Genomic DNA, 22,605 nt, shown 5'->3' with positions numbered 1-22,605 from the left:
GACGGCTCCCTCGGGTGGCCGGGGGCCGGCGGATCCTGACGACCGCCGGCCCCCGCCCGCCCGGCACCACGCCCGCACACGCGCGGCGCGACCTCGTATCCCCCGCACAACCCGGAACGCCCGGCGCGACCTCGCACCCCGAGCACAACGCCGAACGCCCGGCGCGACCACGCACCCCGAGCACAACGCCGAACGCCGGGCGCGACCACGCATCCCCGCACAACCCCGACCGCCCGGCGTGATCTCACCCGCGCCCGCACGACCTCGGACGCCCGCACGACCTAGCGTCCTCCGCACCACCCCCGCACCACCCCGCACGGCCGAGCACCACGACTTGCCCTTCCCCTCCCCCTTCTGCCACCAGGAGCCGGAACGATGGACCGTCGCACGTTTCTCACCGCCGCAGGGACCGGGGCCGCGGCCCTGTCCCTCGGAGCCGCAACCGCCCCGGCGGCTGTCGCCGCCCCCGCCGACCGAAACCTTCTGAAGACCTGGTTCCGCGACACGTACCGCTCGATCGAGGCGATGACGACCGACTTCGGCCTCGTCACCGACAAGATCGACCTCAGCGGCCCCGGCGCCCCCGCCCAGTCCACCCAGACCTCGCCGACCAACATCGGCTGCGGCCTGTGGTCGACGGTCGCGGCCGCGGGCCTCGGCGTGATCCGCGAGAGCACGATGATCCGCGCGCTGAACCGCACCGTAACCGCCGTCGAGAAGCTGGAACGCCACCACGGGTTCTGGCTCAACTGGTACGACGCGCACGACGGTTCGGTGCTCACCCAGTGGCCCGGCACCGGCGACCCGGTCCGCCCGTTCCTGTCCTCCGTCGACAACGCCTGGCTGGTGACGGGCCTGCGGATAGCCGCCGACGCGGCACCGGAGCTGCGCCCCCGCATCCACCGCATCCTGGCCACGGCCGACTGGTCCTCCTTCTACACCCCGTACGACCCGGCCGACCCGGTCGCGGGCCCCGGCCAGCTGCGCGGCGGCGTCTGGACCGACACGGACGAGCCGACCCCGCACCACTACGGCGCGCTCAACACCGAGCCGCGCATGGCCAGTTACCTCGGCATCGCGGACGGCTCCCTCCCCGGCGACCACTACTGGCACCTGCTCCGGACGATGCTGCCGGAGCACGAGCAGGAGCAGAAGCCGGGCGGCGGGTACGTCACCGTCGACGGCGTACGCGTCTGGAACGGCCACTACACCCACCGCGGCCGCAAGGTGGTCCCCAGCTGGGGCGGCTCGATGTTCGAGGCGTTGATGGTGCCGCTGTTCGTACCGGAGCAGCGGTGGTCGCCGCGCGCGTGGGGCGTGACCCACCACCGCTACGTACGCGGCCAGATCGACCACGGGCTGCGGGAGGCGGAGTACGGCTACTGGGGCTTCTCCCCCGCCAACGTCCCCGAGGACGGCTACCAGGAGTACGGGGTCGACGCGCTCGGCATGGCGGTCGACGGCTACGCCTCCAACACCGACCGCACGCACACCACGGACGGCGAACCCCTTCCGCCGCCCTCGGCGTTCACCAACGGCGTCGTCACCCCGCACGCCTCCTTCCTGGCCCTGCCGTACGCGGGCCGGGAGGCGGTGGCCAACCTGCGGGCGCTGGAGCGGGACTTCGGCGCGTACGAGGACGGGCTCGGCTTCCGGGACTCGGTGAACGCGTCCACGGGCCGGGTCAGCGACTTCATGCTCGCCCTGGACCAGGGAATGATCGTCGCGGCCCTCGCCCAGGAGCTGCGGCCGGGGCTGCTGCAACGCCCGTTCCGGACGGGTGGCTTCCGGAGCCGGGTACGGCCGCTGCTGGAGCGGGAGCGGTTCTCGATCTGAGGTTGTGGCCGGCCTGTCCTTCGTGAGGAGGACAGGCCGGATGACGGCAGCCGGCCGGACGAGAGCGCGCTACCGCGTCACGGGGCCGGCTGCCGGTGCGCGGGGCCCCGAGCGATGCGCTGTTCGAGCCGCGCCCGGCGGTCGGGCCACTCGGCCGCGGTGATCGAGAAGATCGCGGAGTCCCGCAGCCGGCCGTCCTCGCCCGGAGCCCAGGAGCGGGACCAGTTCCGCAGCACGCCCTCGAACCGGGCGCCCGTCGTTTCGATGGCCGCCCGGGAGCGGCTGTTGCGCGCGTCCGTCTTCAGGTCGACCCGTTCAACGCCCCACTCCTCGAACGCGTGCCGGAACATCAGGTACTTGGCCTCGATGTTCGCGCCGGTGCCCTGGGCCGACGCGGCGAGCCAGGTGAAGCCGACCTCGATCGCGTACAGACCATCGCGGTCGGGCCACGAGCGCGGATCCCAGTACGCGGTAGCGCCCAGGACCCTTCCCGACGCCGGGTCCACCTGCGCGTACGGGGCCATCCTTCCGGCAGCCGCACGGCCGAGCTGGAGGTCGACGTACTCCTCGGCCTCCGCGGTCGTGGGCACCCAGGTGAACCGGTACGAACTCCGGTCCTCCTCGGCCGCCTCGGCCAGGCCCGCCGCGTGCCGCCGCCCCATCGGCTCCAGGCGCACGCGTGTGCCCTCCAGAACCGGTCCTTCCAGCGTGAAACCCATCGATCGCCCACCCCTGTGCCGTCACAAGTCGCGCCTGTCCGGGGCGGAAGGCCCCAGGCGGCAGAGTGGCAGAGCCGTCGCGTCGTGTCGCGCGAAATTCGCGTCCACGGGCCGTCTGCGGGGGCGGAGTGGACGTGGATTCACCCGCGAACCCGGGGGCACACGAGGGGAATGAAGATGTCAGAGCCGCACGTCGGATGGACGATGGAGCAGCGCGCCGTCGTCAAGCGGTATGTTCAGTTCGCCGCCGCATTTGCCGTCGCAGGTATCGCCCTTTCTGTTTTCCTGATCGCTTCCGGCAACAGCGGAGGGTGGGGACTACTGGCGATCATCGGATGCATTTCCGTCATCGGCTGCTTCTTCATTCAAAGAGGGAAGACTGGGCGCGCCTGACAGACAGCCAAGCCGGTGCGGACAACTGGGAGGGGACCGCCGCATGACCAACGAGAAGGCAACAATAAGTATGGTCTTCGGGATCCTGATACTCGTCATGACTGTGGTCATGGTGATATCAGTCGTCGTCATGTTGGCCAATGGCGCGAAGTTCGTCCCGGTGTTGGAAGCTCCCGCAATTTCTCTGGGCGTCGGAGTGCTGATGTACAGGTCCGGAAAGAAGTCCGCACAGAGCTCGTAGCATGATCTTGCTGAGGTGCCCTGGCTGAGGTGCCCTGGTCAGGCGGGTCCGGCATGACGATCTGGCCGGTCATGGTGTGTGGCGACTCGGCCATGGATCGTGGACGACGACGTGTGGCTCGCGTCGTGCCGTTGGAGAACGAGCGAACCGTTCGCGGCCTTGTGCCGTCGAAGGCTCGGCAGGCCGCAGGTAGCGGCAGCTGAGGGAGGTCGGTTCATGACGGGCAAGCAGATGGGCAGTCGAACGGCGCGCGGCAGGTTCGCGCGGTTGGTGAGTGTGCGGGCGACGCTCGCGGCGGCGGCCCTGATCATGTCCACGTCCTGTGCTGGGGCGGGCACCACCCAGGGTAGTGCGGGCAGTTCCTGCGCGGCCCTGCTCGAGTACGAGGGTCACACCTATCTCGGCCACGCGCTCTATCCCCATGAAGAAGACGACGGCAACGGGGTCAGGGCGGGCAGACCGCTGGGCGCAGGTACCGTCCCCGGGTGTAACGACACTCCCAACGAGGGTGAGCAGGGAGAGACTTCGGAGCCGGTAACCGTGTACGCGATCGAGGGTGTGGATCCTGTCTACGCCGTGACCGTGGATCATCCGGCCGGCGGAACCCTCTACATCGAGCAGGCATCGAAGAAGACCCTGCCGGAGCTACGGAAACTGATCGAGGCCCAGGAACTGGACGCGGCCACCAAGTGAGGCACCTCCGCGGGTGAAGTGCTCTCCTGTCATGAGCAGCGGGTGTGTGTAGGGGAGCTACGGCTTGCGCTCGTCGGTGACCGCGGCGGGCAGGGGCGATGCGCCGCCGTGGGCGGTGCAGACCTCCTTGCCCCCGTCCTTGATGACCACGCAGGCCCGAGCGGCAGCCGGGTAGGGGGCTTCGACCATGGGTGAGTAGGTGTCCCGGTCGTAGGTGATCGCGCGGGCTGCCGAGTGGTTGTTCCGCCCCTCGACCCGTGCCGTGTCCCCGACCCGGCCCTCGGTGATCCTGGCCCACGCGGCTCCGCAGCGGGGGCTGTAGCGCAGCTCCAGGTGGATCCCGTCGACCTTCTCCGCTGCGGCGGTCCACACCCCGATGTGGCACTCCATGCCCTGGGCGTCCTTGTTCCGGCACTCGAACCCGGTGCACTTGGCGGAACTGCCCCGGTGCTTCGGCTCCCCCTGGCTCGCCGGGGCGCCGATGAGCATGCCCGCGAGCAGTCCTGTGGCCATCCCCACGCCGGTCGCGACCCCGACGATGAGGCCCCAGGGCCGACGCCTACGGGGCACGGGGGCGGGGGCCGGGGCGGCCGGCAGCTCCGGCGGGCGCGCCCCGGGCGACTCCGTCTCCGGGGCCACGGAGGCCTCCGCGCTCGGAACCGGTTCGGGTTCGGGACCGGTTCCGGGATTCTGGGCGGCCACCGGAGGCACCTCGGAGCCGACGCCCTCCGGAGCCTTTGCTTCCGGCTGCGACTGGCCGCGCTCGGCGATCTCCAGCAGGAGAAGCAGGCGGTCCGGCTTCACCGAGATCGCCTGGGCGAATTCCCGTACCGCCTGCCGGGGCGGAAGTGCCTTGCCGCTGAGGTACCGGCCCCACGACGACTTGCTGTAGCTCGTCCGGCTGGCGAGCGTGGCCAGGGTCATTCCGTGGCGCCGCCGCAGCGAACGCAGTTGCTCGGTCAGAAGCGCGGCCTCACCGGACTCCGTCCCGTCCCCGGGTCTCCCAGCCTGTCCCGCCACCACTCGTCCTCCCACGCTGTATCCCCTGGGTGCAGGGCCTGTTGACGTGTCCCGATTCCCATCATGTCCCAACCGGTCCCACCGCTCTACCGGCGTTCCCCTCCTGACGCGAGCATCTGTTCAGTCACCCCGGCCGGAAGACGTCTGACCCCGGTCAGTGCCGCCCGCCGCCGGGACAGCCGCCGGCGGCTCGGCCGTCTCAGGCACCAGCGAGGCGGCAGCCCCGGAAGGAGTCGCGGCGTTCACGCGGAAGGCCCGGGTGGCCTGAACAGAACGCGGAAGCACCACAGAACACGAATCACGCCACACCCACCGGAGGATGAAGATGCGCAGTCGAACTATCGCGTCCCTTGCCGCGACGGCGTCCGCCGCGGCCACCGTCATCGCGATGACCGCCACACCGGCCAACGCCTACGACAGACTCACCGTCCTGGACAGGAACTCGGCAGTGACGGACTACTGCCCCTGCCAGTTCAACGACGCCATCGACGGCACCTACTTCAAGAAGGATGTGGGCGGCGCGGCATCCAAGATCGTCTATGGCAACGCCAGTGGCTACGTCGTGGCGAAGGTCGAGTTCCACCCCTACGACGAGATTCTCCACATGTACGACGTCGCGAACGACGGCGACGGCTTGTACTACAAGGTGTCCTACGAAGGTGACGGCGGAAGGTGGGGGCTGTACTCGCCGCCGGGCACGTCCAACGCCTGGGACGTCAAGAAGGTGAACCTGGACATCCCGGAGGGCAGAACGGTGACGATCACCATCTACGACGACAAGGCGATGAAGAAGAGGGTCGGCCAGATAACCGGCCGAGCCTGACGCCGAAGCCGGCCCTGCTTCCGGCGACCCGGCGACGGCCTCGGCCCCACGGCCCGGGCCGTCGCCGCAGGAACCTCCATCCGAGGTGGCGCACGATGACGGCTCATCACACGCCGCCGCGCCACCGCGCGAGATGCGGGAACTCCTGAGCGAGGACCGCGTCCACCGCCGCGAGCGTCGGATCGACGATGGCCCAGTCATGGGCGGAGGGGTGGTCGACCATGGGCGGAGGGGTGGTCGACGAACAGTCCGCACGCGTCCTCGCCCCGGGGGTCGATCGCGCCGCACCAGGCCAGCTCGGCCAGGGTCGCCCGCTCGCCCTTCCAGCGGGCCCAGACGGCCGTGCGGTTCGCGTCGTCGCCCCACAGCGCCATCGTGTGGCAGCCGCTGCAGTGGGAGCGCCGGTCAAACCAGGACCGGCACCGAATTGTCCGGCGTGTCCAACCACGGCACGTGTGCGCCGTCGGGAGTGACGGTCAGCCCGAACCTCTCCGGCTCGGGACGTCCGGCTTCACGCCACCATGCGTAGGCATCTCCCACTTTAGCGAGTACGGAACCGTCAGTTTGGGCGCTGACCTGCGGTGACACGTCGCGTAGGTGTCCGGGACGTGTCACCTCGCGATTGCTCAGCTTTCAGCCCCTTCAGCCCCTTCCGAAGGGCACTATGCGCTTCCCAGCGACACAGACGTTGAGAGCCGGCTACTCGATCACAAAGGGAATCAGGGCCACCTCCACTTCCCACGGCGTCGCCGAGCGAGACCTGAACACGAAGGTGTACTGGCGATTTTCATGATCGGGCATGGCGGCAGAGATACAGCGCGGGTGCTCGGCCAGCTCCTTCGCGGCTTTTTCCACGATCTCCTCCGGCCGGGCCTGGCGAATGAACAGCGGGATCACTGCGTAGCGGTCATAGCGGGTGAAGTAGCCCAAGAGCTGAGGAATGTCCTCCTCGCGGAACTTCGTGGAACCGCGCCAGATCTTGCACTCGCCCACCAAGACGTTGCGGTCCCCGATCCGCAGGAGAAGATCGGTCTTGCCCGCTCCGTTCAGGCTCTCCGCAGTGCAGCGCCCCGCAAACGCGGCGCCGAGCGCGACCAAGAGGACGTCACGGATCTCTGGCTCGGGCTTTTCTCGGGTGGTGGAGGGGAGGCGTTCCATCTGGTTGCGTGCGTGCCGCAACAGCCGGAGGGCCTCGGCGTAGAGCTGAGCATCGGCCATCTCGTGGTCGGGCCGACTCTCTGCGGATCCGAAGATGCGCAGCCTGTCGGTGATCTGGTAGCCGTCGTATTCGAATTCGCGCCGGGCCTCGTCAAGTTTCTTCGCCCACCGCTGCTGGGGCGTCTCATCCTCGGTGCCGTAGGAGGACTCCACCACGGTGCGGTAGACCCGAAGCATGCTTTCGAACACACCTAAGGCACGAGAGACCTGGTCGGGGTCGCTCCAGCTGATGTGGTCCACATAGGAGGAAAAGAGATTCTTTCCCCCGCCCCCAGAGGTGTCCTTCGCCGGCCCGGGGGTGAAGCCGCTGCCGTCCCAGCAGGGTCGCAAGCGGGAAGGACCAAGTTGAGCGCTGATCTCCCGCATGTGGGCGCGGGTGGTGCCGCTGATTAGGTCTGTTGCCATAGGACGTGAGGCTAGCGGCCCGCTGAAACATGGGGTCCGGTTTCGTCCAGAAGCCAGGCGATCCTCCCATGCCAGACACGGTCTAGAGGGCTGCGGCCACGAGATCGGTGCGTTGGGCGATCACGCGAAGAGTTCGTTCAGCCGGCTCGTGACGAACCGGGTGATGGTGTGGGCGGAGTCGATGACGAGGAGGACATGGCTCTCCTGGAGGCCTTTCGGGGCAGTAGGGGTGCCGTGTCCGGAGCCAACCTTGTTGCGCATTTCAGCGATGCCGGTGATGAGGTTGTTCATGCCTGAGAGCGTCTTGGCGACGCCAATGTCCTTGCCTCCGAGGGCACGGTCCGCGGCGTGGTCCTCCTGGATCAGGGTTCGCAGACGCTTCCAGAGCTGCGGCATCTCGTCCTTCTCGAACCCTGTGGCTGCTGGGTCGGCGTAGTGGATCGCTCCCTTCATCGCCGCCTCGACGAGTTCCTTCGCGGCGCCGATCGCCGCCCGCCGCTGGGCAACGGTTCGGCGGGTGCGCATGGTGTTGAGGTATCCGTCGAGTACGGCGTCTTCGACGAGTCCGAGCTCACGGAGATACGTCCAGCCGCCTGCCGCGTCGCGTTCCGATCCGGCGGGGGTAGGGGTGGCTTCGCCGATCAGTTGCTTCACGGTTTGGATGCGGCTGTGAACCGCGATCCTGGCATTGTCAATGTGTGCTGGCAGGTCCTCGCCTCCGAGACCGTTGGGGTGCTGGGTGACACGTCGGCGCATGTTCTCGAGGAGGTAGCCCTTGGCGTACTCATCAAGGTCGGCGACCCACTTCCGGGCCTTCTCGATGGCGCGATTCTTGCCTTCGTCGAAGACAGCTTTCATGCTGTCCATTTCGGTCAGCTCGTCAGTTTTGAGGCTATCCACTCCCAGGCGGCGCATGAAGGCGTCAATCTCCCCCAACCGTTCCTGCCCCTGCTTGAGGAAGCGGCGGAGCTTGGCTGTGACCGGGGCTGACAAGTCCGTGGGCGTCGACATGTTCGAGAGTCTGCCTTGCGGGCCTCAGGGCGGACAGTGATTCTTGAACGCCGGTGGCCGGCCGCTGGCTGCATAGCGCTCTCGCCGCGCTGGCGGTGCGGTGGACGGCGGTCGTGTGTTGGCGTTTGCGGACTCGTGTGCTCAGCCGTCTGTCCGCACCAAACCTCCGGCCACCACCTGCTGGGCTTCTAGAAGCTGGACTTCGAGGTCGGCGATGCGTTTGTCGGAGAAGCGGAGGTTGGTGCGGGCGCCTTCGAGGCGCTCCTGGAGCTTGCGGTGCTCTTGCGTCACCTGCTGGATGCGGCGCTTGAGGGTGGTGTTCTCGGTGGTGAGGTGCTGGACGGACTCGCCGGGGATCATCCCGTCGACATCGCGGAGCTGTCCCATGAGCTCGCCGATCCGTTGCCGCTGGACCAGGACCTCGTTCTGGGTCCGGGTAAGTTCGGCCTCGGCGTTCAGGGCCCGTTCGCGCCAGGACGCCTCGATCTGCTCGTGTTTCTCGCCGGTGCGCCGGTCCTGACGGGCCGCATCGACCAGCGCATGGTGGACATGTTCCATCTCATCGCTCCCCACCTCAAGAACCACGAAGCCCAGGCTCTTTACCAGCGTGCCCGGGGCACTGTCCGCCCTGAACTGATCCCGGCGTGAGGACTTCGGCGAGGAGGCGACTACGGCCTGAACTCACTGTGGCGCCAAGTCCAGTGACACATATGGTCGGTTCAGGCGTCTCTCTGTCGCAGACAGATACCGTGGGCATGATCCACCAGCATCGAAAGGGCACCCCGTGACGACCGAATCCACGACCCAGCAGTGGGCCAAGTCCTCCTACAGCAACAACGGCGGTTCGTGCGTCGAGTGGGCCCCGCGCACCGCGTCCGCCACCGTCCCCGTACGCGACTCGAAGAACCCTGGCGGCCCGGCCCTGGCCGTCGCCGCCGAGGCGTTCACCTCCTTCGTGGCAGGCATCAAGGCCGGTGGCTTCGACACCCGCGCCTGACCGCCTCCCCCGCTTGGCTACGCCCCACCGTGCCCGCACGGTGGGGCGTCCCGCTGTCCGGGCAGGCAACCTGCCCCGCACCGAACTCCTGCCGGAAATGCGGTTGCGCTTACCGGCTTTCGGTAGAAAAGGTGCGGTGATGATCGGAACGGAGATCGAACTCCCCGTCGTGGGCGGCGTCCTCTCGGGTGTGGACTTCGGCGGCCGCGGTGAGGGGGTGTTGCTGGTCCACGGCAGCGGACAGAACGCCGCCGCCTGGGCTGATGTGGCGTCCCGGCTGGTGAGCACGTGTCACCCGGTCGCCATCGACCTGCGTGGCCATGGGCAGACCCGGCTCGACTCGACCGGACCCGAGCAGTACTGGCGAGACCTCGGTGGCGTCGTGACCGCGCTGGGCTGGGACCACCCCGTGCTGGTGGGGCATTCCACCGGCGGGTACGCCGTGACGGCCGCCGCCGCCAGTGGCCTCGTGGAACCGGCCGCCCTCTGCATCGTGGACGGCGTGGTGCTCGATGACCGTAACGCGTCACTCGCCGAGCATGCCGCCGCGCGGACCACCGAGGCGGCGGACCGTTTGCGGGCGATGTTCCGCTACGGCTGGGAGGCGGACGACGACCAGATGAACGCCTATGTCGCGCAGTGCGTGCGGGAGGCCGGAGGGGACTGGCTCAACGCCGGAGCACGGCACGAACTCGTCGAGGAGGTCACGCGGCGCTCCTTCCTGCGCCGCGGTCACCGGTGGGTACGGCGACCGGCCATCGAGGAGATCGCGACCGTCACCGCCGTGGAGCCCGACGCGGAAGTCTTCCCGAGCATCGAGGTGTACGAGCGCCTCAGCTGTCCGACGACGATCGTGCTGGCCGAGGATGGCTTCTACGCCTCGCGGCGCGACGAAGTGCGTGCCGTCGTCGACGCCGTCCCCGGCCGCCGGCTGACCGACATCAGCTCGAACCACAACATCCCCATGACCCGGCCCGCCGACCTCGCCGCGATCATTCTCGACCTGCTGCCGGACCGAGCTGCGGCATCGTCCGGAAACGTCGATTGATCCCCACCCCATCCCCGCCCCCTGGCCCCGCCCCACCCCTCCGAGGAGTTGTCGTGTCCGTAAGCGAGATGTCCGTGGCAGACAAGGGCGCTGGTCCGTACGGCATCGCGGCCGGACCTGACGGCGCACTGTGGCTGACCTTCGCGCACAGCGGCCGCATCGCCCGCCTCACCCCCGACGGCGAACTCACCGAGGACCCCTGGAATCGCCCGAGTGTCGCCCTACGGTCATCACCCCCGGGCCCGACGGAGCACTGTGGTTCACCCGGTCCCAGGACCACCGGATCGGCCGGATCACCGTCGACGGTGAAATGGAGTCCTTCCCTGTGCCTACGCCCGACAGCGGCCCCTTCGGGATCACCGCAGGCCCGGACGGTGCGATGTGGTTCACGGAGATGAACACCGACCGGATCGGCCGCATCACCAGCAGGGGAGAGATCACCGAGTTCGCCCTTCCCTGTGTCGGCGCCTATCCCTCGGCGATCACCGCAGGCCCTGATGGGGCCCTGTGGTTCACCCTCAACCAGGCGAACGCGATCGGCCGCAGACATCGTCATCCACCCGCTCCCCACCCCGAGCGCCGCGCCCGTGGGTATCACCAGCGACGGCACCGCCTTGTGGTTCGTCGAGATCGCGGCAGGCCAGATCGGCAAGGTCTCGGTGAACCGCACGGTCGAGGAGTTCCCGCTCCCTGACCGCACGGCCAAACCTCACGCCATCGTCGCGGCCTCCATCGGCGACTGCTGGTTCACCGCATGGGGAACCAACGGCATTGGCCACATCACCGATACCGGCGAGATCGCCGAGTACACCCTGCCGTCACCGTCGTCCGAGCCGCACTGCATCGCCCTGGGTCCCGACGGCGCTGTGTGGGCGGCTCTCGAAACGGGAGGGGTCGCGCGGCTTGAACCGTAGCCCCACGACGAAGGACCTTCTGACGTCTACCGGCACCCCGGGTCGGCCGGTTCCCCGGCCGAGCGGTTGACGGCGCTCCCGCGCCACGGGCGACGGCGCGGCTCTGATGGACTCACCTCATGACAGCCGTACTCCCCCGCCTCCTGCGCGCACTCGACCGGTTCCACGCCGCCCACCCGTGGGATCACAACGCCCACTACCACCGGTGGATCCTGCGCCGGCTCCCCGGACGTTTCGCCGGCGCCCTGGACGTCGGATCAGGCAGTGGTGACCTCGCCAGGCTGCTGGCCTCCCGGGCCGAAGCGGTGCACGGCATCGACGCCGACCCCGCCATCGTCGAACGCGCGCGGGAGCGCACCGCTCCCGGGCTTCCGGTGACCTTCTCCGTCGGGGACGCGCTGGAGGACGTACCCGCAGGCCTCTACGACGTCATCACCTGTGTCGCCACCATTCACCACATGCCGTTGACCGACGCACTCACCCGCTTCCGCGAGCACCTGGCTCCCGGGGGCACTCTGATCGTCGTCGGCCTCTACCGCCCGCAGTCCTGGAGCGACCACCTGATCGACGCGGTCGCCGTACCGTCGAACATCGCCATGGCCTGGATCAAGAACAAGGGCCGCAGAGCAGCGCCGCGCCCCGTCGCCATGACCGCACCCACCCGACCGGCGACCACGGGCTTCCCGGACATCGTTCGCGACGCCCGCCGCGTGCTGCCCGGCGCGCGGCTGCGCCGGCGGCTGTTCTGGCGGTACACCTTGGTCTGGCATCAGTGCGCCTCCTACGGATCGGCCCGTTCCGGGAGGGGCTGTCGGCCGCTCGGGCGGCCGGGTCGTTTTCCGGCCAGTGGACGAGGGCTGAGCCTCGATCCACCGGTGTGATAGCTGGTAGATGCGCTGCGGGAGCGTATGAGATGCCTCGTGCCTGTGATGACAGGCTTGTCGAAGATCTCTTCGCGCATGATCGTCGAGGCTTCTCGTGGCGGAAGGCATCTCGTGCCACTCCGGCGCTCACTTCCCGGCTCGGCGAAGCAAATCTGACCGCTGAGGCGGAACTGTCCCGGAGCCCTGGGGCGTCCCGCTGTCGCGCCCGACCGCGTGATGCACCGGACCGGTAGCCTGTGGGCGCGACGCTATCTGGCACCACATCAGGGGAGCTTTGAGGCTGTGGACGAAATCACCTATCGCGTGGCAGAGAGCGAGAGGGACAGATCCGCCGTCATCAAGGGTGAGTTCGTCTCGGACACCGTCTTCGAAGTGATCGGCTCCGAGAGCGGGTTCACCTTTCGGCCCGTCAGGCTGGACCCGCCGGTTCACAAGGTCTTCCCCGACGACGAGCCCGAGCTCGATGAGGCGTCGGAGGGCGATTGCCGGTTTGTCGCGCTGGATCGTGATCGCGTGTGCGGCTATGTCGACACGGAGTACGAGCCCTGGAACCGTCGTCTGACCATTGCCGATATCGAGGTGGCCAGGCCGTATCAGGGCCGGGGAATCGGACGCATGCTGATGAGCCACGCCGTCGGCTGGGCCCGGGAACGCGGTGCCGGGCACGTCTGGCTGGAAGTGACGAACATCAACGCTCCGGCCATCCGCGTCTACCAGCGGATGGGTTTCATCTTCTGCGGCCTCGACACTTCTCTCTACAGCCGTACCAAGTCCGAGGGGGAGACGGCGCTGTACATGAGCCTCTTCCTGGACTGATCCGTCGGTCAGCAGCATGTCCAGGGCTTGGATTCCAAGACGCGGATGCCCCTCTGAAGTGGGACGGTGGGATTCCTGCAGTTCCACATCCACAGAGCACGAGAACACCCGCGAGATGCAACTCTCCCACCCCTGCGGCGGTCTCCGCTGCGTTCGCTGATACGAACCTGATTGCGCACGCCGGGCTGGTCCTCGCCCTTCACCACGCCACAGCGTGAGGTTGGGAAAGGCTTACTGTCGGCCGCGGTCAGCCCCCGGGCGAGCTCGGCCCCATAGGCACCCGTGCTCTCCACGCCCACCGCGGTCGGCATGCCGCGGGAACGCACTCCGTCGAGCAGGTCCCGGTAGCCGCGTTTGACGACGGAACTCGCGGTCGGCCGAGTGCCGGCCGATGGACTCGATGACCGTCGCGTCAGTCGTGATCGGAAAGTTCTACGGCCAGTTCCATACAGCGCAGGCGGGCCGGGGAGAAGTCGTAGGGCATCTTGCCGATGGCTTCCAACACGCTCATGGAGTCGGTCTCCCGCCTGCCGGAGCCGAGGCCGGCCTCGTCATCGCCGTCCTCGCCGTCCTCGGCGGTAGCCGGGTGCGCCGTTTCCCAGGCGTCGAAAAGGGCATCGTCGTCCTTGTCCAGACCGGCCTCCTCGATGACGGCGTGCAGGGCGCTTTCGAAGGCGTGCCGCTCGGCGGCCACTTGAGCCACCCGTGGGTCATCGACGGCGACGCTGTCGTCCAGTGCCTCCTCCGCTTCGTCGACGCGGTCGGATTCCTCCCGCAGGGTGGGATGCGTGGCCAGAACGATGAAGCGGGTGGCCTGGACAGCCGCGCCGAGCGGGCCGAGGATTCGCTCGGTGACCAGCAGGGTGTCCAGGTCCGCCGGGCGCAGGGAGCCCTCGGGCAGGCTCTTGAGGCGGCCGGTGACCAGGTCGGAGAGCAGGCCCATGCGGCTGCCTTCGGTGCGCATCCGCCGCACGGCGGCCCGCTGCCGTCGCAGCTCCGCCTCCTGCTCGGCGAGGGTGTCCTCCAACCGCTCCAGGATGCCCGCGATGCCTTCTTCGCTGTCCGCACCGGCGGAGGCCGTGCCGGTGGTGAAGGCGTCACGGATGTCGTCCAGGGCGATCCCCGCGTCGGCCGTCCTGCGAATCCACAGCAGGCGGATCATGTCCTCGTAGCCGTACCGGCGGCGGCCGTCGCCGCCCCGCTCGGGCCCCGGGAGCAGGCCGATCTCGTGGTAGTGGCGAATCGCCCGCGGAGTGCTGCCGGCGAAGGCCGCCGCGTCACCGATCTTGATCCGGCGGGGTGGCACAAAGGACGAATGCATGAGCGGGGACCTTCTTCTCAAGGAACCGGGACCGGGACGTAGACCAACCGGACCACATGCCGCTACGGAAGGTGCAACCGCACAACCGCAGCCTCCGGTCTGCCTCTGCCTCCCGGTTCCGCTGCCTGTCCCCCGCTTCTCTGTTCTCGGCCGGAACCGAGGCGGTATTCGGCCGGAGTTCACCGATCCGGGGCGAATCCACCACCAGTGACTTAGCGTGTTGATCACTGCCGGAGTGGCTACGTGGGGTCACGACGTACGGCCGCGGGGTACGAAGGAGCTCGATGGTGACGGAGACCGACTGGCGACGGCGGTCCGTGGTCGTGACGGGCGCGACGCGGGGCATCGGGCGGGGCATCGCGGAACTGTTCGCCCGTCGTGGTGCCGCTGTCATCGTCACGGGGCGCGACGAGGAGGCCGCCCGCGCGGTGGCGGACGAGCTCGCGCGCGCCACCGGATCCCGGGTCGCCGGTCTGGGCGCGGATCTCCGGGACCCGAGCGCGATCGAGGCGATGGCCGACGAGGCCGAGGCGCGCCACGGGCATGTGGACGTGGTGTGCGCGAACGCCGGGGTCTTCCCCGAGAGGTCCCTGAGAGAGATGACGGCCGAGGATGTGGACGATGTCCTCGCCGTCAACCTGCGGGGCACGATCCTGACGACGAAGGCGTTCCTGCCGGCCATGGAACGCTCGGGACACGGACGCGTGGTGCTCACCTCCTCGATCACCGGGCCGACCACGGGTTACAGCGGGTGGTCCCACTACGGGGCCAGCAAAGCGGGCCAGTTGGGGTTCCTCCGGAGCGCCGCGCTGGAACTGGCCCCGGCGGGCATCACCGTCAACGCCGTCCTGCCCGGAAACGTCCGCACCGAGGGGCTGGGCGATCTGGGCGAGGACTACCTGCGGCGCATGGCCGCCGCGATCCCGGCCGGCCGGCTCGGCGAGACCTCCGACATCGCTCACGCCGTGCTCTTCCTCGCGTCCGACGAAGCCTCGTTCGTCACCGGTCAGACGCTCACCGTCGACGGCGGCCAGACCCTGCCCGAATCGCTGGACTCATTCGTCCCGTTCACCTGACGCCGGCGGCCCGGCAGGGCGACGCTCATCGCCGCTTCGCCTCCGGCTTCATCCGCCGGCCCCCCGCGCGGAGTCCGGGCGGCAGTAGCGCTGGATCAGCGCCGTGTGCCGGGGGAAGCGGGCGGTCAGGTCGTCGGGGTCCCCGAGCGTCATGTCCGCGTAGTCGAAGCCGGGGGCCACTGCCTCGCTGATCAGGGCGTGGTCGCCGCCGTCGAGAGAGGTGGCCTTCCACACGCCGCCGGGAACGGCGAGAGTCAGCGCCTGCCCCTGGTGCGGATCCTGGCCGAGGAGCACCGACTCCGCACGGCCGTCGGGGTGGATCAGGTGGTAGGTGAGGGGAGCACCGGAGTGGTGGAAGTGGAGGATGTCCGACCGGTTGAGATGCCAGTACCCGATCGGTGACTCCTCGGTGAGCAGGTAGTGGATGGAGGTGAGCAGGGGGCGTTCGCCTCGCGGGGTCCGCACCAGCGGCCGGTGATCCGCCTGGAAGGTACGCCGGAAGTACCCGCCCTCCACATGCGGTTCGAGCCCCAGAGCGTCGATCCATTGCTGTGCTGTGAGCACACGGTCCTCCTAGGGTGACGCGGCCCTGCGGGGTCGCGGAGTTGGCGGGGCAAGCGGGCGGGTTCCCGGTGCGTGGGGACCGCACACCCGGGGAAAGGAGGCCTCGGCCGCGCCGGAAGACCGCGGGGCTCCTGCCACCGATCAGCACATGGCCTTGGTCGGGGTGGTCCTGGCCGCGTGAAAGGCGACCTCCCGCCCGTCGAGCGTGAGACGGTGAGCCGCGTAGTCGGCGCTCTCCGGTTCGGGCACCGGCCGGGAGCAGGCGAAGCCGGCCGGGTCGTACACCGAGGACTTCGCTGCCCACAGGTCACCGTGAAGCCCCGTCCACGGTCGATTTATCGCCATACTCCCATCCTGTCACCCCGTCACGAGGCCGGACCCTTGGCAGCATGTTGACATGACCTTGACAGTCTCCGCGCTGCGCCCGAGGCTCGGAATCCCCCGTGGACAGCTTGACGACAATGAGGTGTAGCCCCCATGCGATCACGCCCCATCGGATTCCTCCTCTCGGCCCTCGCGGGCGCGGCCCTCGCGTTCGGCGGCACCGCGACCGCCTCCGCGACCCCGTCCACGACCCCGGCCCCCGGTTCCGCGTCGGCCGGTGACGTCGGTACGGCCGACGCCTGTTACACCTGGAGCGGCACGCTCCGGGAAGGCTCCAGCGGCGAAGCCGTACGTCAGCTCCAGATCCGGGTCGCCGGCTATCCGGGCACCGGGAACCAGATCGCCATCGACGGAGCCTTCGGCCCGGCCACGAAGGCGGCCGTGCAGCGCTTCCAGGCCGCGTACGGGCTGGCCGCCGACGGCATCGCCGGCGCCCAGACGTTCAGCAAGATCTACGCGTTGCAGGACGACGACTGCACCCCGGTCAACTTCACCTACGCCGAGCTGAACCGCTGCAACTCCGACTGGTCCGGCGGGAAGGTCAGCGCCGGCACGGCACGCGCCAACGCCCTGGTGACCATGTGGAAGCTCCAGGCCATGCGGCACGCGATGGGGGACCGGCCGATCACCGTCAACGGCGGCTTCCGCAGCGTGTCCTGCAACAGCTCGGTCGGCGGGGCCGCCAACAGCCGCCACATGTACGGGCACGCGGCGGACCTCGGCGCGGGCGCCCAGGGCTTCTGCGCCCTCGCCCAGGCGGCGCGCAACCACGGCTTCACCGAGATCCTCGGCCCGGGCTACCCCGGCCACAACGACCACACCCACGTCGCCGGGGGCAGCGGCCGCTTCTGGTCCGCGCCCAGCTGCGGGATCTGAGGCCCGGCGGTCCCATGAAGCCCGGGAGGCCTTCCGGTCAGCGGACCGGAGGCCCCCGGGCTCGTGCCCGTACTCCTGCCTGGGCTACCAGCCCCTCCCCACCGGCACGGCCAGCAGTACGCCACTTGTCGCCGGGCGGCTTCGTCGGTGCGTCCTCAGCGCTGTTCACCTCAATCCACCTGCCCCTGAGGGCTGTCCCGCTCCCCTCCACCTGACCGGACTGCCGCGTTCCTCCGGCCGGTCCCATGGGCCGGGGCCCTCTTTATGCGACAACGCGCATAGTCGCGATCCCGCATGGACGCCCTCAGACCGCGCCCGTACCTTCATGGTCAACAGGGCCCTCCTGGGCCCTCCACCACCCCTGGGGGTTCGAGCATGGCTCGCGAAGAGTTACAGCGACTGACCGGCGACAACGGAAACGGCGGCCCCTGCGGGCAAGGCGACTGCCCCAACGTCTACCGCACTCCTTCCGGCTCCTTCGTCGTGCAAGGCGACCTGTCGGACGCGTTCACCCCGCCGTCCGGGGAGGGCTTGGTCGAGATCCCGGAGGCTGTACTACGGGAGGCAATCCGTGCTCTTGGCTGGTGACGAGTGGGCAGCCAAGTTCCGTGACTTCCAATCGGAAGCGTGGCGCTTGGAAACACTGCCTCAGTATCTCGTCCCGCAGGAAGCGGACGAGTTTCAAGCGTTCAAGGAAGGGGCCCGCTACCCAGGACCATACGAGGATGACTGGATGCACATGGTCCGCACCCGAAAGGTGGGGCGAGTGCACATCGTGCGCCGTCCGCTGTCCGCGTACCTGAATTACGAGTTCGATCGATACTACCGGCATCAGGCCTCGGCCGGTGAAGACATTCGCATCCTCGACGTGACCGACCGCCCCAACCCTCTCCCGGGCACGTTGAGCGACTTCTGGATGTTCGACCGCTCCACGGTCGTGCTCATGAACTACGAGAAGGACGGAACGCAGATCAACCGGCAGCTATTCGAAGGGGACGTTTCACCGTTCCTCGAGTACCAGCGGATCGCGGTAGCCGAATCGGTGCCGTTCGAGGAGTACGTCCACGGTGGCCATCGAACCTGACGCCCTCGAACAGACCGGCCTGGAGCTTGCTGCCATGCTCAGGCAACTGCGTAAACAAGCCGGGCTCTCAGGGGCCCGGCTTGCCGCACGCTGCAACATGTCACAGTCCAAGGTCAGCCGCATTGAGGGTAATAAGGTCCGCCCGTCCCTCGTGGACGTAGAGCAGATCCTCAGAGGGCTCGGTGCATCCCCAGCGGTAGCCGCCGAAGCAATGGCCATGGCGCGCATAGCTCAGACCGAGTGGCAGGACCGCAAGGCGCTGCATCGTAAAGGGTTGGACAAGAAGCAACTTGAGCTGGCCGGCCTTGAGGCCGCAACCACCGATTTTCGGTTCTTCCTGCTGTCCATGGTCACGGGTTTGCTTTCGACCCCGGATTACATCCGGGCAAGCATCCTTGACGCTCCGCCGATGCAACAAGCAAGAGCGGTGGGCCTGAAGCTGGAACGCCAAGCGGTCCTGCTCGACCGCTCCAAGAGGTTCACATTCATCCTTACAGAACAGGCGGTCAGGTATCCACTGGTCGCGCCGGATGCCATGGCCTTGCAGATCGACCGCATATCCTCACTCGCCCGCCAAGCCAATATCAGCATTTCGCTACTTCCGTTTTCGGTCCGATACAGCAATACACCTTTGTCCACGTTCACCGTGTACGACGACCGTCTAGCCACCATCGAGACGGACCTCGGCGCGGCGGTATTCCGCGACCCGAGGGACGTTCGCTCGCTCCTCGACCGGTTTGCGTTCTACGAAGGCCAGGCCGTCACAGGCGACGCGGCACAGGAGTTGTTGAGTCAGTGGGCTTGGTCATTCCGGAGCTGATCTTTAGTCCACCACGCGCATAAGCCGTGACGGCTTCCGCCCGCAGGGCATTAGCTCCATGAGCACTCCGCCGGGCCGCGCACTGATGGGCCTCTGAACGGCCGGAGTCTCGCATCAAGCGCGTGGGCGCCACCCACATCAAGTCTCCTGCCCCGACGTCACGTCGAGGCGGCGGTCGGTCCTACTCGGGCCGGCCAACCGATCAGGAAGGTACGTCCATGATCGACGGTAAAAGGCTGTACTCACTCGACATCAGCAGCGCCCAGTTCGCGAAGGCGTGCGGCGGCAACACCCACCCGGACGGCGAGTCCTGCGTCACTCTCGCCCGCATCGGTGACGACGCGTGGGCCCTGGGCGACTCCAAGCACCCCGACGCGACCCCGCTCAGGTTCACCACGGCCGAGCTGGACGCGGCCGGCATCACCCCTGCCGCGTTCGGTCTGGCCTGACACGGTCCGTCAACTCAGCTCACCAGGAACGCCGTTGCACCATCACGGGTACCTCTGGACCGGTTCGCGGGAAGCCTTCGACCGGGAAGGCGACAGGCGTCCGCCTGCGGACGATCCTCCGCCCCCGCCGACGGGCGAGGACGACAAGGACGGGCACCGTTTGCATCAGCGGTACCGTGAGGCCGCAGCAGAATTCCGTACGGGCGGCGTGCCACCTATTCAGACCGCGCATTGGTTGCTGAAGCCTGCCGGTCTCGTATGCGGCACTTGGACAGAGCCGATGGGAGCGGCGGCATGGCTCGACGACAGGTTGAGGGAGTACGCGTCCTGGTTCGACTCCCGCCAGGAGCAGGAACCGGACCACCTGTCCACACGCGTGGTCGGGGCATTGGAGAGACTGTCATGGGGTGGTGACGTGTCGTGGGGGATCTATCTCGCACGGCCGTCGTACTTGTCCTTGGCGGTCGTGACCTGTTCACCGAACCGAGCTGAGCCGCACACACCATGCCCCGTCGGGGCGTAAGTGACCAGGCTCCTCAACAGGCCCCGGCCCTCCCTCGGGGTCGGGTCCTTCCACATCGCTGCGCCGGGCGTGCGAAGGAGTACGGCGAGCGGCGGTCGCGCCGGCGAGCGGGGCGACCCGTGGTGGGAGCAGTCCGGCAGCGCGCCCACCGGAGTCACCCGGCCGCGATCGGCTCCGGCGGCCTCTCGGCCGCGACGGCGATCGTGCCCTGGGCCACCGCGCAGAGGGTCTCCACCCCTTCGGCGTCCACCATGAGCAGATCGCAGCGGCAGACGACCCGGGTACGGCCGGGGCGGACCACCTGAGCCAGCGCGCGCAGCACCTCGCCCCGGGCCGGGCGCAGATAGTCGATGGTGAAGCCGGCGGTCAGGACGGACGGGCCGACGGCCGCGCCCGCCGCGAAGGTGAGGGCGTTGTCGGCCGCGTAACTCAGGACGCCGCCGTGGACGAAACCGTTCTGCTGGCGCAGCTCGTCCCGTACGTCCAGCTCCAGGACCGCCGCCCCGTCGCCGAAGGCCGTCAGCCGCGCGCCCAACAGCACACTGAAGGGCTGGGCGTCCAGAACCTGCTGCCCGAACGCGAGTTGTGAGGCGCGTGCCTCCATGCTCCACCTCTCATCCCTGGTTACGGTGAGCGTCGTCTCCCGGGAGCTGATCCGTCAACATCGGCCCCACGCAACCCCATCACCACCGGACCACTACTGTCTGCCGGATGGAGAACAGGATCCCCCGGGGCAGCTGGCTCGACGACGACACCTTCCGAGAGCTGGTGCGCGAGGTCACCCCGCTCCGCTTCGGCTCGTGGAGCCTGTCGGAATTCGAGCACGCCACCTCGGAGCTGGGCTGGGAACTCCGGGAGCCCAAGGAGGTCGTGGGCCAGGTCTGGCGCAGATTCGCTCACCTAAAGGGGCCCTGGGGCGGCTACGGCACGGTGATCGCCGACGCCTCGGCACCCGAGCAGGTGCGCAGACTGAACGTCCGCGTCGTCGACATGCCCGCCGAGGACATACGCTCCGCCGCCGGCCTCGTCCGCGCCGCCTGGTGGGTCATGGAGGAGGAGCTAAGCCCGCCCGCGATGTGGGGAGGAGACTCCGGCCCGTGGATGCTGTGGCGGCTCCCCGGCGCCTGCCTCCTCGTGCACACGCACGACGAGGGCGAGGTGAGCCTGGAACTCCTGCCTCCGGACGCGGACGCCGACGCCGCCGGAGGCGGCTACTCCCGGGGCCGCTGGCGCGCCGCCGAGCAGGCAGACCTGCCTGCCGTGCCGCCCGCTTCCGGCACCACGTGGGCAGACGTGGAGAAGCGTTTGGCGGAAACCCTGCGCTCCCTCGACCACGACACCCCGTTCTTCCCCGGTGGATTCATCCTGCACCTGGGATCCGCGGTCGATCCGCAGCGCTTCGTCCAGTGCTGGAGCCAGGATCTGGGTCTCGTCATCGAAGCCACCGGCTATCTGCACCAGCCGGACGCGGCCGACCCCGACCGGCTCGCGCGGAACGGCTGGGACGCCTCCCGCTCGGTCTGGCAACGACGCTTCCCCGACGCCATGGACGAACCCGCGCACGCCTCGACGGGGGCCCGCATGCTCGTCGAGGAACTGCGGCACCTGGGCGTCGGCCTGGCCGACCTCTCCTACGACGGGACCATGACCGGTCGCGGGCGCCGCTTCCACCTCGACCTGCCGGACCTGGGACTCCCCCGCGTCCACCAGCCCGCCGAGTAGGAGCGGAGCGGATCCACGTCTCGCGGTCAACGCACCGCCCCCGGTGTCAGTTCTCTCAGGCGGAGGGAACGGCGTCGGCCGGGGAGGTGTGCCAGTTGGTGACGACCGGCTTGTCGACCGTGATGGTGCCGACCTTCAGGGAGACCGGGTCGGGGTCCTCGTTGCCGACGCCGACGATGATGGAGTCCAGCTCCTTGCCGCCGTCCGTGTTGGTGGTCTTCGGGTTCACCCCGGCGTAGGCGGTGGTGGCGCCGCTCAGCGTGACCGCGTCGCCGACCGCCTGCTCGGCAGGGCCCGCCTGGGTGCCGTCGGAGCCGAACGCCACCGTCGGGAGCGCGGCCGGCAGGATGCAGGTGATCCCCTGCTTGGCCTTCGCCATGACCAGGATGTAGCCGCCGGCCTGGCTCTCGGACCGGGTGCTCCAGGAGATGTCGTTGGCGCCGCAGGTCTGCTGGACCGGCACCTTCGTGCCGTCGCCGGCGTCGGCGCCGGACCCCTCCGCGCTGCCGCCGTCCTTCGCGTCGGACCCTGCTTCGGCGCCCTGCTCCGCACCCTTGTCGGCGCCCTTCGAGGCGTCGGTCCCGGCCGTGTCGGCCCCGGACACGTCCGCGGCGGGCACGTTGGTGGCGGAGGGACCCGCCGCGGCGCCGTCCTCCGTGTCCTGGCACGCCGTCATCAACAGGGCGCCGCCCACGAGGGCAGCGGAGACGAGGAAGGACTTGCGCCGGTTGCCGAACATGAGAGATCCCCTTGGTGGTCGTGAGCGTG

The 22,605-nt window shown here is 68.7% G+C and carries 26 protein-coding genes and 2 pseudogenes; 17 read left to right on the top strand and 11 right to left on the bottom strand.

Translation table 11 applies throughout. The annotated features are described in order from the left end of the window. Positions 1 to 375: 375 nt before the first annotated feature. Positions 376 to 1,836, top strand: coding sequence for a glucoamylase family protein (locus D581_RS0105585; RefSeq protein ID WP_018956243.1), 1,461 nt, complete (start codon positions 376 to 378; stop codon positions 1,834 to 1,836). 77 nt (positions 1,837 to 1,913) lie between these two features. On the opposite strand, the gene D581_RS0105580 is transcribed toward D581_RS0105585, so the two are convergent. Next, complete coding sequence (locus D581_RS0105580; protein ID WP_018956242.1) at positions 1,914 to 2,555, bottom strand: GNAT family N-acetyltransferase; 642 nt, start codon at positions 2,553 to 2,555, stop codon at positions 1,914 to 1,916. 177 nt (positions 2,556 to 2,732) lie between these two features. On the opposite strand from D581_RS0105580, the gene D581_RS0105575 reads away from it, so the two are divergent. The 3 genes from D581_RS0105575 (at position 2,733) to D581_RS0105565 (ending at position 3,882) form a co-directional block, all read left to right on the top strand. Next, complete coding sequence (locus D581_RS0105575; RefSeq protein ID WP_106434347.1) at positions 2,733 to 2,948, top strand: hypothetical protein; 216 nt, start codon at positions 2,733 to 2,735, stop codon at positions 2,946 to 2,948. A 43-nt stretch (positions 2,949 to 2,991) separates the two neighbouring features. Further along, a complete protein-coding gene (locus D581_RS0105570) occupies positions 2,992 to 3,189 on the top strand; it encodes a hypothetical protein (RefSeq protein ID WP_026290241.1) in 198 nt (65 codons plus the stop codon). A gap of 216 nt (positions 3,190 to 3,405) precedes the next feature. Beyond that, complete coding sequence (locus D581_RS0105565) at positions 3,406 to 3,882, top strand: DUF6281 family protein (protein ID WP_018956239.1); 477 nt, start codon at positions 3,406 to 3,408, stop codon at positions 3,880 to 3,882. Positions 3,883 to 3,939: 57 nt separating this feature from the next. Here the strand turns inward: D581_RS0105565 and D581_RS0105560 are convergent, their stop codons facing one another. After that, complete coding sequence (locus D581_RS0105560; RefSeq protein WP_486585805.1) at positions 3,940 to 4,902, bottom strand: helix-turn-helix domain-containing protein; 963 nt, start codon at positions 4,900 to 4,902, stop codon at positions 3,940 to 3,942. 325 nt (positions 4,903 to 5,227) lie between these two features. On the opposite strand from D581_RS0105560, the gene D581_RS0105555 reads away from it, so the two are divergent. After that, a complete protein-coding gene (locus D581_RS0105555) occupies positions 5,228 to 5,725 on the top strand; it encodes a hypothetical protein (protein WP_486585804.1) in 498 nt (165 codons plus the stop codon). A 197-nt stretch (positions 5,726 to 5,922) separates the two neighbouring features. On the opposite strand, the gene D581_RS1000000141950 is transcribed toward D581_RS0105555, so the two are convergent. From D581_RS1000000141950 to D581_RS1000000141220, 4 genes are all read right to left on the bottom strand, one after another. Then, positions 5,923 to 6,099, bottom strand: a complete 177-nt coding sequence (locus tag D581_RS1000000141950) for a hypothetical protein (RefSeq protein ID WP_158688579.1) — start codon at positions 6,097 to 6,099, stop codon at positions 5,923 to 5,925. Positions 6,100 to 6,424: 325 nt separating this feature from the next. Beyond that, positions 6,425 to 7,348 carry a hypothetical protein gene (locus D581_RS0105545; protein ID WP_063738193.1) on the bottom strand — a complete coding sequence of 308 codons (924 nt, stop codon included), beginning with the start codon at positions 7,346 to 7,348 and terminating at the stop codon, positions 6,425 to 6,427. Positions 7,349 to 7,468: 120 nt separating this feature from the next. Next, the gene (locus tag D581_RS0105540; protein ID WP_078625641.1) at positions 7,469 to 8,359 is read right to left on the bottom strand and encodes an abortive infection family protein; all 891 of its coding nucleotides are present in this window, start codon (positions 8,357 to 8,359) and stop codon (positions 7,469 to 7,471) included. Between the two features lie 141 nt (positions 8,360 to 8,500). Further along, positions 8,501 to 8,917: a hypothetical protein gene (locus D581_RS1000000141220; protein WP_018956233.1), complete on the bottom strand. Its 417-nt coding sequence runs from the start codon at positions 8,915 to 8,917 to the stop codon at positions 8,501 to 8,503. A 226-nt stretch (positions 8,918 to 9,143) separates the two neighbouring features. On the opposite strand from D581_RS1000000141220, the gene D581_RS0105530 reads away from it, so the two are divergent. The 5 genes and pseudogenes from D581_RS0105530 (at position 9,144) to D581_RS0105510 (ending at position 13,018) form a co-directional block, all read left to right on the top strand. Continuing rightward, positions 9,144 to 9,356, top strand: a complete 213-nt coding sequence (locus D581_RS0105530; RefSeq protein WP_018956232.1) for a DUF397 domain-containing protein — start codon at positions 9,144 to 9,146, stop codon at positions 9,354 to 9,356. A 139-nt stretch (positions 9,357 to 9,495) separates the two neighbouring features. After that, a complete protein-coding gene (locus tag D581_RS0105525) occupies positions 9,496 to 10,404 on the top strand; it encodes an alpha/beta fold hydrolase (RefSeq protein WP_018956231.1) in 909 nt (302 codons plus the stop codon). Positions 10,405 to 10,472: 68 nt separating this feature from the next. After that, positions 10,473 to 11,318 (top strand): annotated as a pseudogene (locus D581_RS1000000138500) (Vgb family protein). A gap of 119 nt (positions 11,319 to 11,437) precedes the next feature. Then, positions 11,438 to 12,199 (top strand): class I SAM-dependent methyltransferase, encoded by a 762-nt coding sequence (locus tag D581_RS0105515; protein ID WP_018956229.1) that lies wholly within the window; start codon positions 11,438 to 11,440, stop codon positions 12,197 to 12,199. A 285-nt stretch (positions 12,200 to 12,484) separates the two neighbouring features. After that, positions 12,485 to 13,018 (top strand): GNAT family N-acetyltransferase, encoded by a 534-nt coding sequence (locus tag D581_RS0105510; RefSeq protein ID WP_018956228.1) that lies wholly within the window; start codon positions 12,485 to 12,487, stop codon positions 13,016 to 13,018. Between the two features lie 412 nt (positions 13,019 to 13,430). On the opposite strand, the gene D581_RS0105505 is transcribed toward D581_RS0105510, so the two are convergent. Then, positions 13,431 to 14,339, bottom strand: a complete 909-nt coding sequence (locus D581_RS0105505) for a MerR family transcriptional regulator (RefSeq protein WP_026290240.1) — start codon at positions 14,337 to 14,339, stop codon at positions 13,431 to 13,433. A gap of 284 nt (positions 14,340 to 14,623) precedes the next feature. Here D581_RS0105505 and fabG point away from each other — a divergent pair, with 284 nt between their 5' ends. Further along, positions 14,624 to 15,415, top strand: coding sequence for a 3-oxoacyl-ACP reductase FabG (gene fabG, locus D581_RS0105500; protein WP_018956226.1), 792 nt, complete (start codon positions 14,624 to 14,626; stop codon positions 15,413 to 15,415). A gap of 48 nt (positions 15,416 to 15,463) precedes the next feature. Here the strand turns inward: fabG and D581_RS0105495 are convergent, their stop codons facing one another. Both D581_RS0105495 and D581_RS01000000136880 read right to left on the bottom strand, forming a co-directional pair. Continuing rightward, positions 15,464 to 15,979, bottom strand: coding sequence for a cupin domain-containing protein (locus D581_RS0105495; RefSeq protein WP_018956225.1), 516 nt, complete (start codon positions 15,977 to 15,979; stop codon positions 15,464 to 15,466). 153 nt (positions 15,980 to 16,132) lie between these two features. Then, positions 16,133 to 16,324, bottom strand: a pseudogene (locus D581_RS01000000136880) (MepB family protein); the annotation flags it as partial. Positions 16,325 to 16,456: 132 nt separating this feature from the next. On the opposite strand from D581_RS01000000136880, the gene D581_RS0105485 reads away from it, so the two are divergent. The 5 genes from D581_RS0105485 (at position 16,457) to D581_RS0105470 (ending at position 19,592) form a co-directional block, all read left to right on the top strand. After that, positions 16,457 to 17,239, top strand: a complete 783-nt coding sequence (locus tag D581_RS0105485) for a D-Ala-D-Ala carboxypeptidase family metallohydrolase (RefSeq protein ID WP_018956223.1) — start codon at positions 16,457 to 16,459, stop codon at positions 17,237 to 17,239. 375 nt (positions 17,240 to 17,614) lie between these two features. Further along, a complete protein-coding gene (locus tag D581_RS1000000141945; RefSeq protein ID WP_078625636.1) occupies positions 17,615 to 17,827 on the top strand; it encodes a hypothetical protein in 213 nt (70 codons plus the stop codon). Beyond that, entirely contained in the window at positions 17,811 to 18,323 is a 513-nt protein-coding gene (locus D581_RS0105480; RefSeq protein ID WP_018956222.1) for a DUF6879 family protein, read from the top strand. The genes D581_RS1000000141945 and D581_RS0105480 overlap by 17 nt, the downstream gene beginning before the upstream one ends. Continuing rightward, positions 18,307 to 19,143, top strand: a complete 837-nt coding sequence (locus D581_RS0105475) for a Scr1 family TA system antitoxin-like transcriptional regulator (protein ID WP_018956221.1) — start codon at positions 18,307 to 18,309, stop codon at positions 19,141 to 19,143. Before D581_RS0105480 ends, D581_RS0105475 begins: the two co-directional genes overlap by 17 nt. 218 nt (positions 19,144 to 19,361) lie before the next feature. Then, a complete protein-coding gene (locus D581_RS0105470; RefSeq protein WP_018956220.1) occupies positions 19,362 to 19,592 on the top strand; it encodes a DUF397 domain-containing protein in 231 nt (76 codons plus the stop codon). A 677-nt stretch (positions 19,593 to 20,269) separates the two neighbouring features. Here D581_RS0105470 and D581_RS0105465 read toward each other — a convergent pair. Continuing rightward, entirely contained in the window at positions 20,270 to 20,719 is a 450-nt protein-coding gene (locus D581_RS0105465; RefSeq protein ID WP_018956219.1) for a PaaI family thioesterase, read from the bottom strand. Positions 20,720 to 20,826: 107 nt separating this feature from the next. Here D581_RS0105465 and D581_RS0105460 point away from each other — a divergent pair, with 107 nt between their 5' ends. Further along, the gene (locus D581_RS0105460) at positions 20,827 to 21,837 is read left to right on the top strand and encodes a TY-Chap domain-containing protein (protein ID WP_018956218.1); all 1,011 of its coding nucleotides are present in this window, start codon (positions 20,827 to 20,829) and stop codon (positions 21,835 to 21,837) included. A 55-nt stretch (positions 21,838 to 21,892) separates the two neighbouring features. On the opposite strand, the gene D581_RS0105455 is transcribed toward D581_RS0105460, so the two are convergent. Beyond that, entirely contained in the window at positions 21,893 to 22,576 is a 684-nt protein-coding gene (locus D581_RS0105455; protein ID WP_018956217.1) for a DUF4232 domain-containing protein, read from the bottom strand. Positions 22,577 to 22,605: the final 29 nt, after the last annotated feature.

It is taken from the genome of Streptomyces sp. CNB091 (genome assembly GCF_000377965.1).
Note: the sequence above shows the minus strand (reverse complement) of the source record. Positions and strands in the feature narration are given on the sequence as shown.